We start from the raw sequence: 14,655 nt of genomic DNA, 5'->3' as shown, positions 1-14,655 counted from the left end.
TTGATTACTCACAAATGATTTCATCTTGGAAAGCAATGCCATCTTCTGCCTCTAAATCATTAGCGTTGACTGTGCAAGTTTGTCCATCCTTGGTCCCAAGGGTAAGTTTATCTCCTAGTATGACATCAATTTGTGCAAAGCCATCGGCATCAGTTTCACTGGGCTCTAATCCACCCGTTATTTTGGCATAACTGAGTATTTCCCCTTGTCTATTCACAAAGTTGCCCATGATTAAAACAGCAGGTTTAGCATTAAGCTCAATCGTTTCAACATTACCTGGATAAAGGATAATATCGCGGTCATTGTTAGGAACGCTTAAGGTGACTTCATGCGCTTGAACTTGTACGTTATGCTCTTTATATACTGACATTGGTACAAAGTAACTCTCATTACTATCGATGATTGCATTTTCTTTGCCATCAACATAGATGGTATATTTACTAGGAATATCTGCATTAACATAAATAAGTACACCACTGCGATTATCTGAGCCACTAATTCCCCAGTTGGTTATTGGTGTGTAGGCAAGTGAGCTTGATGTTTGAATGTTGTAGCTAATGACAGATTTATCATGTTTTGATTGTGCCAAATTAAGCTGTTGTAGTGAATTAAAGTAGCGATTGCTAGTGCTTGCATATTGTGAATAGTATTGGGTGTTGTGATTGACTTCAGTGCTGACACCTACATCATTTTGATAGTCACTACCTGCAAACTCTTTGCCAATATTGAGTTTAATGTTTTCCTCTCTTTGTACTTCTTTCTCACTTTGTTGACTTACTTGACCTTCAAGACCTGCTGCCATATACCAGCCATTTTGTGTGGCAAAGCTCCATGTTAATTGTAAGAAGGCGCTTTTGTTGCTTTTTGAGTGATCTAAAGATAACGAGAGTGTTAAGTCATTGTTGTCTCCGAAGCTTAGCGTTTTAGCAATACCAAAACCAATATCGTGTTGGAAGTTATTATCGATATAGGCATAGCTTAATGAAGTTGTGAAGTTAATGTCATGCCAATTAAAGGACAATGATGTGCCAATATTTGTATTACTGGTTTGTGTGTCTTCAAAATACTGATTGATATAGCTACTACTATTTTCTTTAACCCAGGTTTGTCGGAAAAAAGTATTCAATGTCACGCCTGATACGTTACCCGCAATAGAAAAAGCAAGACCAAGATCACCAAAATTACTCACAGCAAGTGAGTTATACAAACTTAAATGTGACAACTCCATCATGAACATAAACTCACCAATGGCTTCTTGTTGATTAAACATGGTTATATGCTCACCAATACCAAAAGATTTACTTAAGCGCTGTTTAGCTTCAAACGTCAGTACATTAAGATCGGTTAGGGTAGGAAAAGTCGTCCCTGAAACAAGTTCAGCCAAACGCCCATAGCTTATGTAATAATTAGGTAACGTCAAAAGTGGTAATGCGTTGGTCTTAATAAAATAAACTTGTTTATTAGAGGTTTGATTGGTCAATGTGCGTGTTTCAAGGCGTAGCATATAAGCACCTGAGGGAAAACTACGTGTATCAAGAAAATGATTCCCTGGTGGGAAATACTGGGTATCAATTAAGGTATTACCACGATAAACATCAACATAGCTAGGCACAATGATATTGACTTCAACTGGTGTGGCAATTTGCTCATTTAAGTTAGTCAAAAGCTCAAGATTGGTTTGAACGCTAGCGCCGATAATTTGTAAACTTGGGATGATCATTGTGCCTACTGTATCTTGTAAGCCTATTGATAGGTGATACTGTTTATGGCGCCAATTTAGATCAAAGTCACGAAACTGAAATTGCTTAATTGGTGGCTGCCCAGGGGTGACGGAATAGGTGAAGTTATCCTTATAATCCAAATGCCAGTTACCATAGCCTAAATAACCATTGTGATTTAAAGCCATCGAGTGGTTCTGATCATTATTACCTGATAGACCCAGTTGGAATAGATTAAGCATGCCAAAGCCTGCGGTTGAATCTTTCAGAAATTTAGCAGGAACGGCATCTTGTGTCAGAAGATATTTGGGATTAATAAACAGTTGCGCACGATAATTATTGCGATCAAAAATAACGCCCAATGTTTGTGGACGAATAAAGCCACAATTGGGACCATTGCTGCAATTACGTTCGCCATTGGTTTTTTGTGGTGTTGATATCTCCTGCAATAGTAAATGTTGGGCAGTTTTTGCAATATAGGGTTTAAGTTTTTGTAATATAAGATCAGGTTCATCAAAAGTAATTTCATCATCATTAAAAGTGGCTGTTGTCTCTAGTAGTTTTTCTTTACCAAAAACAATAGTAACAAGGCTTGTTTCATCATCTTCAATAAAGTCTTCAAAGCCAGGCGGTAAATCTGAGGCAGCAGAAATTTTAGGTGTCATGCCAAAAAATAAACAGTGGCATAGCGCGATGCTCAAATAGATAGCAATTTGCTTGACCTTATTCTTGCAAAAGAGCTGATAAATAATAGGCATGACTTATCTGCTTTGCAGAATTAATGACAGCTGGTAACGTCCAGCTTTGGCATTTTGAATCGCATGTTTGGAGAATTTAATGGCAATGGTTTCATAAAGTTGACATTCATTAACGTTGTGATTATTTGTTTGAATGGCCTGAATCTGGTTGTAAGGCATTGGTATCTTGTTAATTAAAATACGATAAGGTAGATTGCCTTGATTGTTTAAACCTTTAGCAATGAATTTACCTTCATTTGTGGTAACGCGTAAAGGAAAGCTTTTATTACCCTTGTGATAAGCGCAGAAAGTGCCTATAGGAATAATTTGATCCCGACCTTTGGTGATCATATCTGCACTAATAACGATTTTTTCATTGAGTGTCAGATTGCCAACCACGAAACGTGGGTTTTCTTGTTCTTTTTTAGTTGGGCGCTCATAGTATTTTGAGTTGTTCTTGAACTGATAAGCCGTTAGGGTTGCAGGGGTAAAGGCAGCAAGAAAAAAAATAAAAGCAAGACGTTTGCTTGATGCTGTCATTTAGCCTCCCATGATTTAGTATCGATTATTAACCAATTACAATGTTGGCAATATAATGGATAGATCCTTGCACATCAATACCTGCTGCATCGTCGGCAACTGCCGTTTTGTCATCAGCTGACTTTTTATATTCACTAATCACTAACTGTAGTTTCATAGGTTTAGTGACTTTACCCTTTGCACGCACTGAAATACGCTTATTATTGCCAGCGCCTAAATTACGAATTAATATCGGGCTGATAATAACAGGTAGATTTTTAAGTTCTTTATTGCTATAAGTGATAATGTTTTTAGGATCCGTTACATTCTTAACTTGTACAATAAAGGTACCCTTGCTATTACCAATGTTAGTCAGTGGAATATAATCACGTTTAACTTTTTGGTTGATGACAACATCAGGTTTAACAACATCAAGTACCGCACCAGCAAAAAGAGAAGATGTACTAATGGTCAGTAACAAAAGACCTGCGAATATACGCATTAATTTCATGGCTTTATTCCTTATAAATAACAAAAGGGACTCTCTAAAAAGATATCCCTTATGGTTTTACTTATGTACTGAAAAATTTAATTGAATACGTGTTGTTAAGCAACACTTAAATTCAAAGAGGCATTATATGTCCCAGCTTTTGCATTGCGAATATCAGCACCTTTAAATGTCATAGAAACCGCTTCTTTGGTTTTACAGCCTGATGGTAAATCATTAGCATCAACAACCAGTTCATTTTTACCATATTTGACAGGCGTTTTATTGATCACAAGCGTGTAAGGTAGCTGACCTTCACCTTTGGTACCGACAACTGCAAATTTCTTCTCATTATTTGAAACATCAACCGTTACTTTGCCATTTTTATCATTGGTATATGTGCAGAACTCGGCCAAATCAAAAGTTTTGTCTTTGCCTGCAGCAACGTCAGCAGCTGAAATAACAATCTTTTGGTTCATGCTAAGATCACCAAGAATGCTTTTTGCTTCAACAACAACTTCAGATTTGCCTGCCTCTTTAGCAAAAGCTGAAATCGATAACAACGCACCTACTGTGAATACTGCAACTAAAACTTTCTTCATAAATTATGCTCCTTTGTGTATTCTTATTATTTTCCTTAAGGATTTATCAAACCTAATTTGCTGATGCTCGGCTAATAACAGCTTATGCAACAACGCGCTTATTATTACGTAGATTTATTAACTCTGTAAAGTAATGACAAACAAAAAAACGTCAATACTATGCCTGACAGTGCACGAAGCGCTGTGAAAAGCACAAACAATCAGTTACACTGCTGTTGTGTTAGAAATTAAGTTAACAACAGGAAATATTGACAGTTATGTCAAGCAAGCTAAAAAGATCACTTTATCAGGAAAAAGATTATTATCGTGGTGTGTATGAATCACATCCAAAAGAGCATTTTTCTGCCTTTCGTCGTGATTATGCACGTGTCATTCACTCAGCATCTTTTAGGCGTCTGCAAGGCAAAACACAGATTTTTCCTTGTTCTGAAAGTGAATTTTTTAGAAACAGATTAACGCATTCGCTGGAAGTGGCGCAAGTTGCCAAATCCATTGCAACAGGATTAAACTCACGCTTTGACTTAGACTTGGATACTGACTTAGTCGAGACAGCAGCATTGTGTCATGATATTGGACACCCACCCTTTGGCCATAATGGCGAGAAAGCATTACATGCTAAAATGCGTGAATTTGGTGGTTTTGAGGGCAATGCGCAAACGTTAAGGTTATTAGCAAAAACCGAGAAAAAAGTGTTTAAAGGCGAGGGACCTATTCATTCAGGTAAGGATAATCGTTTTGGCTTGAATTTAACACATCGTACCTTGGCGGCAACACTCAAATATGACAAAGAGATTCCTAGTTATATTATTAGCTCGAGTGATCGACCGATAAAAGGGTACTATGCCAGCGAAAAGGCAATGGTTGAGAAAATTAAACAACATGTGCTTTTTGGTTATCCTCTAGATGCCTTGCATGGGAGCAAGTTTAAGACAATAGAATGCTCAATTATGGATTTGGCAGATGATATTGCGTATTCGACTTATGATATTGAGGACGCTTTCAAGGGTGGTTTTTTAGATCCATTATCAATGGTTAATGCCGAAGAAAAAGTACTTATAAAAGTACAGCAGCAAGCTGAGCTTGATGGGCTTTATTTATCAATCACAGAGATTAAAGCGATTTTAAAATCAATATTTGAAGGGATTATCGATTTTGATGCTAAATTTGACGATATTTATCAGCAGGCAAAAAAACTGGCTACTTCAAGCTATTTACGCACAAAATTCACTTCAAACCTTGTGCATTATTGTATTTCACATGTATCCCTTAATTATGATGAGACTTGTCCAGTATTATCCTCAGTTTCTCTTGAGTCAGACGTTTACAAACAAGTCGAAGTATTAAAGCTTTTTGTCTACTTTATGGTGATTAGCTCACCCAAGATGAATGTTGTGCGTTATCAAGGGCGTGAGATTATCTCTTCATTATTTGATATATTAATTAACTCACAGATAGAGACATCCCTTTTGCCTGAAGATATTGGTGAGATTTTTTATGCCTTTGACCCAGATGATCAGATTAATCGTGCGCGAGTCATCAGTGATTTTATAGCAAGCATGACTGATCGCTATGCGATTGAGCTACATAATCGTTTAACCTCGTCATCTGTGCAAAGCATTTTTAAACCGGTTTAAGCTTTTCTCGTTTATGTATATCAGCGCACTTAATATCTTTCAGTTTCGTAATTTAGCCAATACCTCATTGGCATTGCATCCGCGAGTGAATGTTGTTTGTGGGCAAAATGGCAGTGGCAAAACCTCTATTTTAGAAGCTATATATTTTTTATCGATGGGGCGTTCTTTTAGAAGCTCACAGCTTGCGCGAATCATCGAGCATGAAAAAGATAATTTTCAACTGTTTGCTAAATTTTATAGTGGTTATGGAGCGAATGATTTAAAAGAAAAAACGCTTGCTAGCATGCGTGACAAACACAGTAAAAGTATCGTGAAATTAAATGCTGAAGATGCACAATCGCAAGCACAGTTAACACGTGCATTGCCTGTACAACTGTTTAATCCTGAGAGCTTTAGCTTAATAAATAGTGGCGCGCAACAACGCTCTAAACTTCTAGATTGGGGGGCTTTTTATCATAAGCCTCAATTTTTAACATTATGGCAGCAATCAAAACGTTTGATTAAGCAGCGTAATGCGGCATTAAAGCAAGGTTATCCATTAAGCTATATAGAAATTTTGGATCAAGAGCTTGTTGCTAAATCAGAAAGTTTAGATCAGGCACGACTTGAATACTTTGAGATTTTAATGCCTAAAGTCATGTCAATTCTTAAAGAATTTAACAGCGAACTTGTTATTGACATGAGCTATTATCGTGGTTGGTCACAGGATAAAAGCTTAGCGGAAGTATTAACATCGAGCTATGTCAGTGATGCAAAAACAGGTGTTACCAGTCATGGTGTGCATCGCGCCGATTTACGCTTTAAGGTCAAAGGTCATCCAGCGCAAGATATTCTTTCGCGCGGTCAGCAGAAGATTTTGATATCAGCGTTGAAACTAGCACAAGGTGAGATATTTTCAAAAGAACATCAAACCGGTTGTATTTATCTTGTGGATGACCTGCACTCAGAGCTAGATCAAATGCATTTACAAAAAGTGCTTAATAAGTTGATGCATATTAATGCACAAATCATTATGACAGCAATTAAATTAGAGCATTTACAAAGTTTGCTAAATAATATTGAGTTTGCACATTTTCAGTTACAAAATAATGTTTGTGAAAAATTGGATTAGCTATTATAACTATTTAGTTTGCCTGCTCGTAACAACAATATTACAAGGTTTTTAGATCGAAAGTGCTAGTTGTTGAATTGATAGCTTGCTTAGAGCGGTTATAATTGATGGCATCATATAGAGTTTGATGAATATATCTTATGAATTATAAACGTTATCAACGTCATTTTCCGGTTATGGGGATTGAAGGACAGCAAAAATTACAAAATGCGCGCGTTTGTATTATCGGTTGTGGTGGCATTGGCTCTCCTGTGTCGATGTATTTGGCAGCAGCTGGTGTTGGTGTTTTAGGACTTGTTGATTTTGATGTGGTTGAATTATCTAATTTGCAACGACAAATCTTATTTACCGAAAATGATTTGGGCGTTGCAAAATCAACGACTGCAGTAAATCATTTATCAGCAATTAATAGTGATATTGAGTTGATCGAATATAATGAGCGCTTAGATTTTGAGCGTGCGTGCGAGCTTTTTACAACCTATGATTTAATCATCGATGGCAGTGATAATTTTCAAACGCGTTATGCAGTAAATGACGCATGTTGCAAGTTTAATAAACCCTTTATTAGTGCCAGTGTGCTTAAATCACAGGCGCAATTAAGTTTTTTTGATCCCACAAAGTCTTGCTATCGTTGTTTATATCCATCGCCACCTCCGGCTCACTTAGTGCCAAATTGCTCAGAAGCAGGGGTGTTGGGCGCAAGTGTCGGTGTCGTTGGCACGATGGCAGCAAATATGGCAGTGAATTTCTTTTTAGGCAAAGAGATTAAGCAGCATCTAATGATATTTGATAGTGATGCATTGACTTGGCAAAATTATGGGTTTAGACGCAATCCAAATTGCAAGGGTTGTGTAACACATGATTTTGGTCTTGAGCAAAACAATAATACAGTAATCGAAGTACAAAAGGCATATCAGCTTGATCCAGAGGCATTGATTATTGATGTGCGCGAAGCATGGGAGCTTGATATTGCTGCCTTAGACGTTAAAGCAGAACATCTGCCGTTGGCGCAAGTGTTGCAAGGTGTTGTGCCAGAAGGTATAAGTAAAGCACAAAAAATTATAGTGATTTGCAAACTTGGCGTTAGAAGTCAAAAGGCTGCACAAAAGCTTATTGAGCTTGGCTTTGAAAACGTCTATAACTATGAAGGCGGCATTGCTCGTTACTTTAAAGAGCAACAAAAAGAGATATGTTATTAACTTAAATTATTAAGCGGTATTGACAAAATAAAAACTAAGTAAAAGGAAATTGATCTATGGAAAAAGATTACTATCAGCTGTTAGGTGTAGCCAAAACAGCCACCGATGCTGAGATTAAAAAAGCCTATCGTCGTTTAGCTAAAAAGTATCATCCTGATGTCAGTACAGAAGCCAATGCCGAAGAGAAATTCAAAGAAGTGCAAGATGCTTATGAAGTACTGAAAGATAGTGAAAAGCGCAAGCTATACGATCAATATGGCGCTAATTGGCAGCATGCTAAAGCCGGCGACTTTCATCAAGGCAGAAATACGCATCAAGGGCATGGCAATCGCCAACAACACTTTTACCAAGAAGGTGATTTTAGTGGTTATGAGAATATCTTTGGTGAATTTTTCCGCCAACAGCATAACCAGCGTCAAGGGCGTAAACAAGGTTTTGCAATGAACGGTCAGGATTTGCATACCAAGGTTGAAATTAGCGTAAACGATGCTTTAGCAGGTGTTGAGCGTGAGCTGCATTTTGCTTATCAGGCAGTTAATGAAAAGGGGCTAGTTGTTGAGAAAACGAAACGTCTAAAAGTTAAAATTCCTAAAGCCGTTGGCAATCATCAACAAATCCGTCTAAAAGGCCAAGGAGAAGCAGGTGTTGGCGGTGGCTTAAGTGGTAATTTATATCTTGAGATCATTGTTCAGTCTGATAAACAATACAAAGTAGTTGGTAATGATATTTATAGTCATATCCCCATAGCGCCTTGGGAGGCGGCGTTAGGTGCTGAGATTAATTTACCAACACCACATGGTCAGATAAAGCTTAAGGTGCCAGAGCATACCCAAAGTGGTAAAAAAATGCGCTTAAAAGGTAAAGGCTTGGCAGGTGGTGATTTTTATGTGGTGCTAGATGTTATATTGCCGCCTGCGGTATCAGCAGCACAAAAAGCATTTTATCAAAACATGGCCACTGAGATGGCGTTTGATCCGCGTAAAGATCTATTAGGAGCATAAAGATGACGGAGATGATTATAAAAAGTGACTATATTAGCATTGTTGAGTTATCCGAAATGTTATGTGTGCCACAAACTATTATTATCGAATGGATTGAGCATGATGTGGTAAGTGCTAAATTGCAAGCGGATAGTTATTATGTTTCAGCATATGATATTGCACGCGCTAAATCAGCGATGCGTTTAATGCGTGATTTAGGTGTTAATCCATCGGGCATTTCAATTATTTTAAGTTTAAGAGAAAAAATAAAAGAACTAGAGGCGGTTGTTTCTGTAAATATAAGCTAATCTCAGGCTTGTTTAGGTCAAAAATACATACTAGAATGATGCCAACAACAGGGGTGCATTTTGCTGAGAAGGTTTTACCTAACCCTTTGTACCTGAACTAGTTAATCCTAGCGTAGGAAGTTGCTAAAGTGTGTGTCGTGCATTATTTTTCTATCTTCCTGTGCATATGTAAAGCCAAGCCAAGGGGGAAATCAAAGCGTGATCGGTCATATTAGCATTAACATATCATTTGTTATTTATTGCATTTATTTTTTGCCACAGATTATTCATAACCAATTAAAACACCAAGCAGGACATATTAGTCATGGCACGCATTTGTTGATGGTTGTTGCTAATGTTTTGGATCTGATTTATGGTTTTGGTTTTGATTTGCAATGGCAATACCGTGCCGTCACGATGTTGACTTTGGCATGTTTGTTATTCCAACAGTGGCAAATATACCGTGATAGCAAACATTCAAATCAAGGAGCAAATATAAACGCTAAAAATTATAACTTTCATATTATATGCTTGCTTATTATTGCTGTTGGTATTGCTTTGGTCAGTTTACATAACTTAAACAATACAATGTTAGAAAACATCGGCTTTATCAGTATGTTTTGCTATGCGGTTTATTGGCTGCCGCAAATTATAAAAAATATCAAAGAGAAAAATGCCACAGGGTTTAGCTTAATTTTTCTAGTATTAAACGTGTTAGCACTGGTTTGTGATGAAATATCTGCATTAAGCTTTGGTTGGCCACTGCCGAGTATTATCAGTCCTATTGTGATTTTAAGCTTACTATTTATTATGGTTGGGCAATACTATTACTACCAACGTCTGAGAATGATTATTGATTAGTACTAAATTGGTGCTATATCAATAATTTTGATATACAAATCAAGAAACTTCAGTATGCTAGGCACTATCAATTGATCTAGCATAAGATAGTTTAAATATGGCTGTTTCTGAATTAGAACGCTATCAAGCAAGTAAAAAAGTCACCATTGTTGGGATGTTTGTTAATACCATTCTGGCGCTATTAAAAATGTTGATTGGTCTAGTCGGTGGCTCGCCTGCATTATTCGCCGATGGCGTGCATTCATTTTCGGATTTATTAAGTGATATTATGGTATTGTTTGCCGCAAAACATGCCAATAAAGGCGCTGATAGCAATCACCCGTATGGACATGAGCGCATTGAGACTTTAGCAACCGTTATCTTATCAATCATTTTAATCCTGGTGGCATTACTCATTACTTATCATGCGTTAGCTAATTGGTTTACGGGAGAATTAGTGATTCCCGATCAATGGACCATTTATGCTGCTATTTTCTCGATTTTAGCCAATGAAGGACTTTTTCGTTATACGATGATCACAGCTAATCGCATTGATTCTGATCTTTTACGTGCTAATGCTTGGCATAGTCGATCAGATATGTGGTCATCTGTTGTCGTACTTATTGGCTTAATTGGTAGTATGCTTGGTTTGATGTGGATGGATGCATTAGCAGCAATTGTCGTATCTATTATGATTGGTAAGATGGGTGTTAAGTGGTGTTATAAAGCACTATCTGAGTTGGTAGATACCGGTGTGGATGATGAATTATTGCATCAAATTGAAGAGATTATTAGAAATGTTGATGGTGTTAAACATCATCACTGCTTACGCACGCGTCAAATGGCAGGACAAGTGGTACTTGATGTGCATATTTTGGTTGATTCGCATATCACGGCATCAGAAGGGCATTATATTGCGGAACATGTTCGCGGTGCTCTGACCTTAGCAATTGACAATATTAAAGATATTACAGTCCATGTCGATGTTGCTGAGCACCCTGAGGAAATTGTTAACCCTCAAGATATGCCGCCAGCGCGTAAAGAGATCTTGCAACAATTAGCAACTTATATTGACGAAAAGCATCAAAACGTTGATTTATGTCAAATTGAGATGTTTGTTTATTACTATCCTAAACGGATTGAGTTATACTTACTGGCGCCGGCTAAGGAGCTGGAAATATTGCAGTTAATTGATGTGGAGCGTTTCCAGATCAATGGTGTTGGATCAACTAATGTGAAGCTGTTTGGTAGTAATTAATAATAGAGATGCGTATATGCACTAAAGTGTGTGCGTAATTGCTTTAGATCAATCGCTATTTTTTATTTATCAGGTTTCTCAATATAATGAGTAAAAAATAAGGATGATGTGGGTATGCATAGCTTGGTATTTGTGTTCTTTTTAGTGTTTTTTGGGGCTTCAGTCTTTGCGACACTAGCACTTTATACACGACAGGCTATCATTGTTGCTTATATTGCTTTGGGTGTTATCGTTGGTCCGCATTGTTTAGGGTTTATTGCTGATACCACAACGGTACATGAGATATCGGATATTGGCATTATGTTTCTGCTGTTCTTATTGGGGCTCAATTTAGAAATCAAAAGCATGATAAAAATGCTCGGTAAGGCGATGTTTGTTTGCATCACCAGTAGTGTGGTGTTTATTGCCGCTACTGTACTGATTTGTCATTTTTTTGGTATTGGCGCACAAGGGTTTATTATTGGGGCTGCATTAATCTTCTCAAGTACGATTATCTCTTTGAAGCTTTTACCAACAACGGCGTTACATCATAAGCGTATTGGTGAGTTAGTGATTGCTATTTTATTAATACAGGATTTAATTGCGATTTTAATGCTCACCTTTATAAGCTTATGGTCATCACAAACCGAAAGCTTCCATTTGTTTTCATTAGTTAAATTAATACTGGCACTACCGGTTTTAGGTGGTGTTGGCTTTTTAGCACAACGTTATTTTCTCTTTAAACTGTTTAGAAAGTTTAGCCGCTTCCAAGAGTATATATTCCTATTATCGATTGGTTGGTGTCTTGGTATGGCGCAGTTAGCGATTGTTTTTGGACTATCCAATGAAATCGGTGCTTTTATTGCAGGTGTCACCGTTGCAAGTTCACCAATTGCTAAATATATTTATGAGAACCTCAAACCACTGCGTGATTTCTTTTTGATATTATTCTTCTTTTCCGTTGGCGCAGGCTTTCAAATTGGAATGTTGCCTTCGGTATGGGGCGTTGTGTTAGCGTTAACTATTTTAATCCTAGTGCTAAAGCCTGTCGTTCACTTTGCCACGCTATGGTTAGTGCGTGAAACGCCAAAAGAGTCTTTTGAGATTGGTATGCGTTTAGGGCAGGGTAGTGAGTTCTCATTGATGTTAATCGCATTAGCAAATACCGCTGGCATTGCCACCGTAAGCTCTGAGATTATCGTCGAAGCGGTGGCTATTTTAAGCTTTATTGTATCGTCTTATATTGTCGTTTTAAGTTACCCAAGTCCGATTGCTGTTTCAGATCGCTTAAGAAGAGATTGATACGGTCATTATTTATTAGCTAAGGAAATAGAAAAATGAGATAAGCTCGGCTATACTCGAAGCTACTCATCTTAATCGTAAGGATACAAAATAACTATGCAACGATTCAATAAAATTGCCCTAATATTACAATTAGATCAAAATAATGCCCAGACCATTGAATATGCCGCATCAATTACAACGACTAATGATGCTAATTTAATCGTCATCTGTGCTCATCGAAGCAAACTCTCTGATTCAGATCAAAAGCATATTGATAATACATTAAAACAACAATTATTGGTTAAGTATGATATGGTTTTTTTGACAGGACATCCTGTGGTTGAAATCACAACCTACTGCCATGCCAATAAAATAGATTTAGCGATATTAGCTGCTGATAACGCTAAAGGAATGAAGCGATTCTTTTTCGGCTCTTTATCTATGTCTTTAATGCGCAAAGCGCCTTGCCCTATATGGGTTACGAGACCCATTCAAGGAAACCACTACAAACGTATTCTTATTTGTGTTGACCCATGTGCTGAGGATGTTAACAAAAAAACCTTAAATACTAAGTTAATAGAAATTGGTACTTCCTTTGCTCGATATGAAATGGCTGAATGTCATATGGTTTGTGCGTGGAATTTGCCCGAAGAAAGCACACTTAAAAGTCCCTTTATTCGTACGCCAGAGCATGTCATTAATCAGCTTAAAATGAATAAAAAAGTCGAAGTAGCAAAAGCATATCAAACGTTACAACAGGAATTTGCAGACAGGTTGACTAATTGCCAAACGCACTTAATTTATGGTGAGCCTGTCAAAGCAATTAGTGAATTTACCGTTGAGCATAAGATTGATCTGGTTATTATGGGGACTCTAGCGCGCAGTGGGCCTCATGGTTTTGTTATGGGTAATACTGCTGAAGCCATAATTAATCAACTTGAGTGCTCTATTATGGCGATAAAACCAGACGGTTTTGTGTCACCTTTAGTTCGTACTAAATAGTTACATCCCCCTCCCAATATTTTCTATAAAGTTTTCGTTGTCTGCTAGTCACTATAATAAGCCAGTCACGCAGATATAAATGACATAAGATATAATCAGAGCAGCACCATATGCTCGCGTTATTAGTTTACCTTTTCTCATAAGAAGTAGGTAAGTTAAAAAAGCAGTCAATAAGCCCATATAAGAGAGATCTCGATAAATGATCGTACGACTTACTGCAGTGGGAGTAATAATCGTTGCAACACCAGTTACAGCAAGTGTGTTAAATATATTAGAACCAATGACATTGCCAATAGCAAGACCGCCTTGGTTTTTGAAAACTGCAGCAACAGAGGCAGCTAGCTCAGGTATTGATGTCCCAATTGCTACAATAATAAGTCCAATAATAAAATCCGACATTCCCAGAAATTTACCCACATTAGTTGCCGCAAACACAAGTAGTTTTGAGCCAATAATAAGCAATAGTAAACTAAAAATAACCCATAAGCCTGATTTTAAGGGGTGGGTGGTATGATGTGTTTTTGCTGTTACTGTGTCATCAGATAGGTGTTTTTTGTTAAATATTTTTATACCAAATAATAACAGTAGAATCATCAAAAGCATGATACCGTCAAATCTCGATAAATATAAATTATAAGTCATCATCGATAAAAAGAGCGTAATGATTAATAAAGTCACTGACTCGTGTAAAAAAGTATTTTCTTCAGGTGCTTTAATTGGTTTAAGCAATAGTACGCATCCTAGAATTAAACCAATGTTAGCAATATTAGAACCAATCGCATTACCAATTGCTAATGTGCTTTGATCATTTAAAGAAGCAACAATGGCAATCACTATTTCAGGACTTGATGTACCAAAACCTAAGATAACCATCCCAATAATCAATGGTGATACCTTGAAATAGTTTGCAATTTCAGCAGCGTGATGCACGAGTCTCTCGGCGCTATAGATAACTACTATCAAACTGATAACGACAGTCAGACTACTTAATAGCATATATTTAGCTCTATCAGTTAGT

General features: G+C 37.2%; 14 protein-coding genes and 1 riboswitch. Of the genes, 9 read left to right on the top strand and 5 right to left on the bottom strand.

Features of this window, described 5'->3' with window-relative positions:
• Positions 1–4: 4 nt before the first annotated feature.
• The 4 genes from ACTS4L_RS04450 to ACTS4L_RS04435 form a co-directional block, all read right to left on the bottom strand.
• On the bottom strand, positions 5–2,476 hold the full coding sequence (locus ACTS4L_RS04450; RefSeq protein WP_440615562.1) for a TcfC E-set like domain-containing protein: 2,472 nt from the start codon (positions 2,474–2,476) through the stop codon (positions 5–7).
• A 3-nt stretch (positions 2,477–2,479) separates the two neighbouring features.
• Entirely contained in the window at positions 2,480–2,995 is a 516-nt protein-coding gene (locus ACTS4L_RS04445; protein WP_440615561.1) for a hypothetical protein, read from the bottom strand.
• A gap of 28 nt (positions 2,996–3,023) precedes the next feature.
• Positions 3,024–3,485, bottom strand: coding sequence for a hypothetical protein (locus ACTS4L_RS04440; protein ID WP_440615560.1), 462 nt, complete (start codon positions 3,483–3,485; stop codon positions 3,024–3,026).
• Positions 3,486–3,580: 95 nt separating this feature from the next.
• Positions 3,581–4,063: a hypothetical protein gene (locus ACTS4L_RS04435; RefSeq protein ID WP_440615559.1), complete on the bottom strand. Its 483-nt coding sequence runs from the start codon at positions 4,061–4,063 to the stop codon at positions 3,581–3,583.
• Between the two features lie 257 nt (positions 4,064–4,320).
• Here ACTS4L_RS04435 and dgt point away from each other — a divergent pair, with 257 nt between their 5' ends.
• The 9 genes from dgt to ACTS4L_RS04390 all read left to right on the top strand — a co-directional run bounded on the left by dgt (position 4,321) and on the right by ACTS4L_RS04390 (position 13,637).
• Entirely contained in the window at positions 4,321–5,697 is a 1,377-nt protein-coding gene (dgt, locus tag ACTS4L_RS04430; protein ID WP_440615558.1) for a dGTP triphosphohydrolase, read from the top strand.
• A gap of 13 nt (positions 5,698–5,710) precedes the next feature.
• The gene (recF, locus tag ACTS4L_RS04425) at positions 5,711–6,808 is read left to right on the top strand and encodes a DNA replication/repair protein RecF (protein ID WP_440615557.1); all 1,098 of its coding nucleotides are present in this window, start codon (positions 5,711–5,713) and stop codon (positions 6,806–6,808) included.
• 140 nt (positions 6,809–6,948) lie between these two features.
• Positions 6,949–8,007: a ThiF family adenylyltransferase gene (locus ACTS4L_RS04420; RefSeq protein ID WP_440615556.1), complete on the top strand. Its 1,059-nt coding sequence runs from the start codon at positions 6,949–6,951 to the stop codon at positions 8,005–8,007.
• A 56-nt stretch (positions 8,008–8,063) separates the two neighbouring features.
• The gene (locus tag ACTS4L_RS04415; protein ID WP_440615555.1) at positions 8,064–9,008 is read left to right on the top strand and encodes a DnaJ C-terminal domain-containing protein; all 945 of its coding nucleotides are present in this window, start codon (positions 8,064–8,066) and stop codon (positions 9,006–9,008) included.
• 2 nt (positions 9,009–9,010) lie between these two features.
• Positions 9,011–9,295 (top strand): chaperone modulator CbpM, encoded by a 285-nt coding sequence (locus ACTS4L_RS04410; RefSeq protein ID WP_440615554.1) that lies wholly within the window; start codon positions 9,011–9,013, stop codon positions 9,293–9,295.
• A 39-nt stretch (positions 9,296–9,334) separates the two neighbouring features.
• A riboswitch (TPP riboswitch) is annotated at positions 9,335–9,431 on the top strand.
• A complete protein-coding gene (locus tag ACTS4L_RS04405) occupies positions 9,428–10,135 on the top strand; it encodes a PQ-loop repeat-containing protein (protein WP_440651745.1) in 708 nt (235 codons plus the stop codon). It overlaps the preceding riboswitch by 4 nt.
• Before the next feature lie 97 nt (positions 10,136–10,232).
• Positions 10,233–11,372, top strand: a complete 1,140-nt coding sequence (locus ACTS4L_RS04400; RefSeq protein ID WP_440615552.1) for a cation diffusion facilitator family transporter — start codon at positions 10,233–10,235, stop codon at positions 11,370–11,372.
• 114 nt (positions 11,373–11,486) lie between these two features.
• Complete coding sequence (locus tag ACTS4L_RS04395) at positions 11,487–12,653, top strand: cation:proton antiporter domain-containing protein (RefSeq protein ID WP_440615551.1); 1,167 nt, start codon at positions 11,487–11,489, stop codon at positions 12,651–12,653.
• A gap of 96 nt (positions 12,654–12,749) precedes the next feature.
• Entirely contained in the window at positions 12,750–13,637 is an 888-nt protein-coding gene (locus ACTS4L_RS04390; RefSeq protein ID WP_440615550.1) for a universal stress protein, read from the top strand.
• Positions 13,638–13,688: 51 nt separating this feature from the next.
• Here ACTS4L_RS04390 and ACTS4L_RS04385 read toward each other — a convergent pair whose 3' ends face one another.
• On the bottom strand, positions 13,689–14,633 hold the full coding sequence (locus ACTS4L_RS04385) for a calcium/sodium antiporter (protein WP_440615549.1): 945 nt from the start codon (positions 14,631–14,633) through the stop codon (positions 13,689–13,691).
• Between the last annotated feature and the right edge of the window lie 22 nt (positions 14,634–14,655).

The sequence above is a fragment of the Cysteiniphilum sp. 19S12-1 genome (genome assembly GCF_052030685.1).
Taxonomy (GTDB): Bacteria; Pseudomonadota; Gammaproteobacteria; order Francisellales; family Francisellaceae; genus Caedibacter.
This window is presented reverse-complemented; position numbering and strand designations above follow the sequence as displayed.

What these genes read in the sequence shown, in the direction of transcription:
- ACTS4L_RS04445 (WP_440615561.1), bottom strand. Translation starts at nt 2,995, where the DNA reads ATGACAGCATCAAGCAAACGTCTTGCTTTTATTTTTTTTCTTGCTGCC.
- ACTS4L_RS04435 (WP_440615559.1), bottom strand. Translation starts at nt 4,063, where the DNA reads ATGAAGAAAGTTTTAGTTGCAGTATTCACAGTAGGTGCGTTGTTATCG.
- ACTS4L_RS04390 (WP_440615550.1), top strand. Translation starts at nt 12,750, where the DNA reads ATGCAACGATTCAATAAAATTGCCCTAATATTACAATTAGATCAAAAT.
- ACTS4L_RS04440 (WP_440615560.1), bottom strand. Translation starts at nt 3,485, where the DNA reads ATGAAATTAATGCGTATATTCGCAGGTCTTTTGTTACTGACCATTAGT.
- ACTS4L_RS04385 (WP_440615549.1), bottom strand. Translation starts at nt 14,633, where the DNA reads ATGCTATTAAGTAGTCTGACTGTCGTTATCAGTTTGATAGTAGTTATC.
- ACTS4L_RS04450 (WP_440615562.1), bottom strand. Translation starts at nt 2,476, where the DNA reads ATGCCTATTATTTATCAGCTCTTTTGCAAGAATAAGGTCAAGCAAATT.
- recF (WP_440615557.1), top strand. Translation starts at nt 5,711, where the DNA reads ATGTATATCAGCGCACTTAATATCTTTCAGTTTCGTAATTTAGCCAAT.
- ACTS4L_RS04415 (WP_440615555.1), top strand. Translation starts at nt 8,064, where the DNA reads ATGGAAAAAGATTACTATCAGCTGTTAGGTGTAGCCAAAACAGCCACC.
- ACTS4L_RS04400 (WP_440615552.1), top strand. Translation starts at nt 10,233, where the DNA reads ATGGCTGTTTCTGAATTAGAACGCTATCAAGCAAGTAAAAAAGTCACC.
- ACTS4L_RS04420 (WP_440615556.1), top strand. Translation starts at nt 6,949, where the DNA reads ATGAATTATAAACGTTATCAACGTCATTTTCCGGTTATGGGGATTGAA.
- ACTS4L_RS04410 (WP_440615554.1), top strand. Translation starts at nt 9,011, where the DNA reads ATGACGGAGATGATTATAAAAAGTGACTATATTAGCATTGTTGAGTTA.
- dgt (WP_440615558.1), top strand. Translation starts at nt 4,321, where the DNA reads ATGTCAAGCAAGCTAAAAAGATCACTTTATCAGGAAAAAGATTATTAT.
- ACTS4L_RS04395 (WP_440615551.1), top strand. Translation starts at nt 11,487, where the DNA reads ATGCATAGCTTGGTATTTGTGTTCTTTTTAGTGTTTTTTGGGGCTTCA.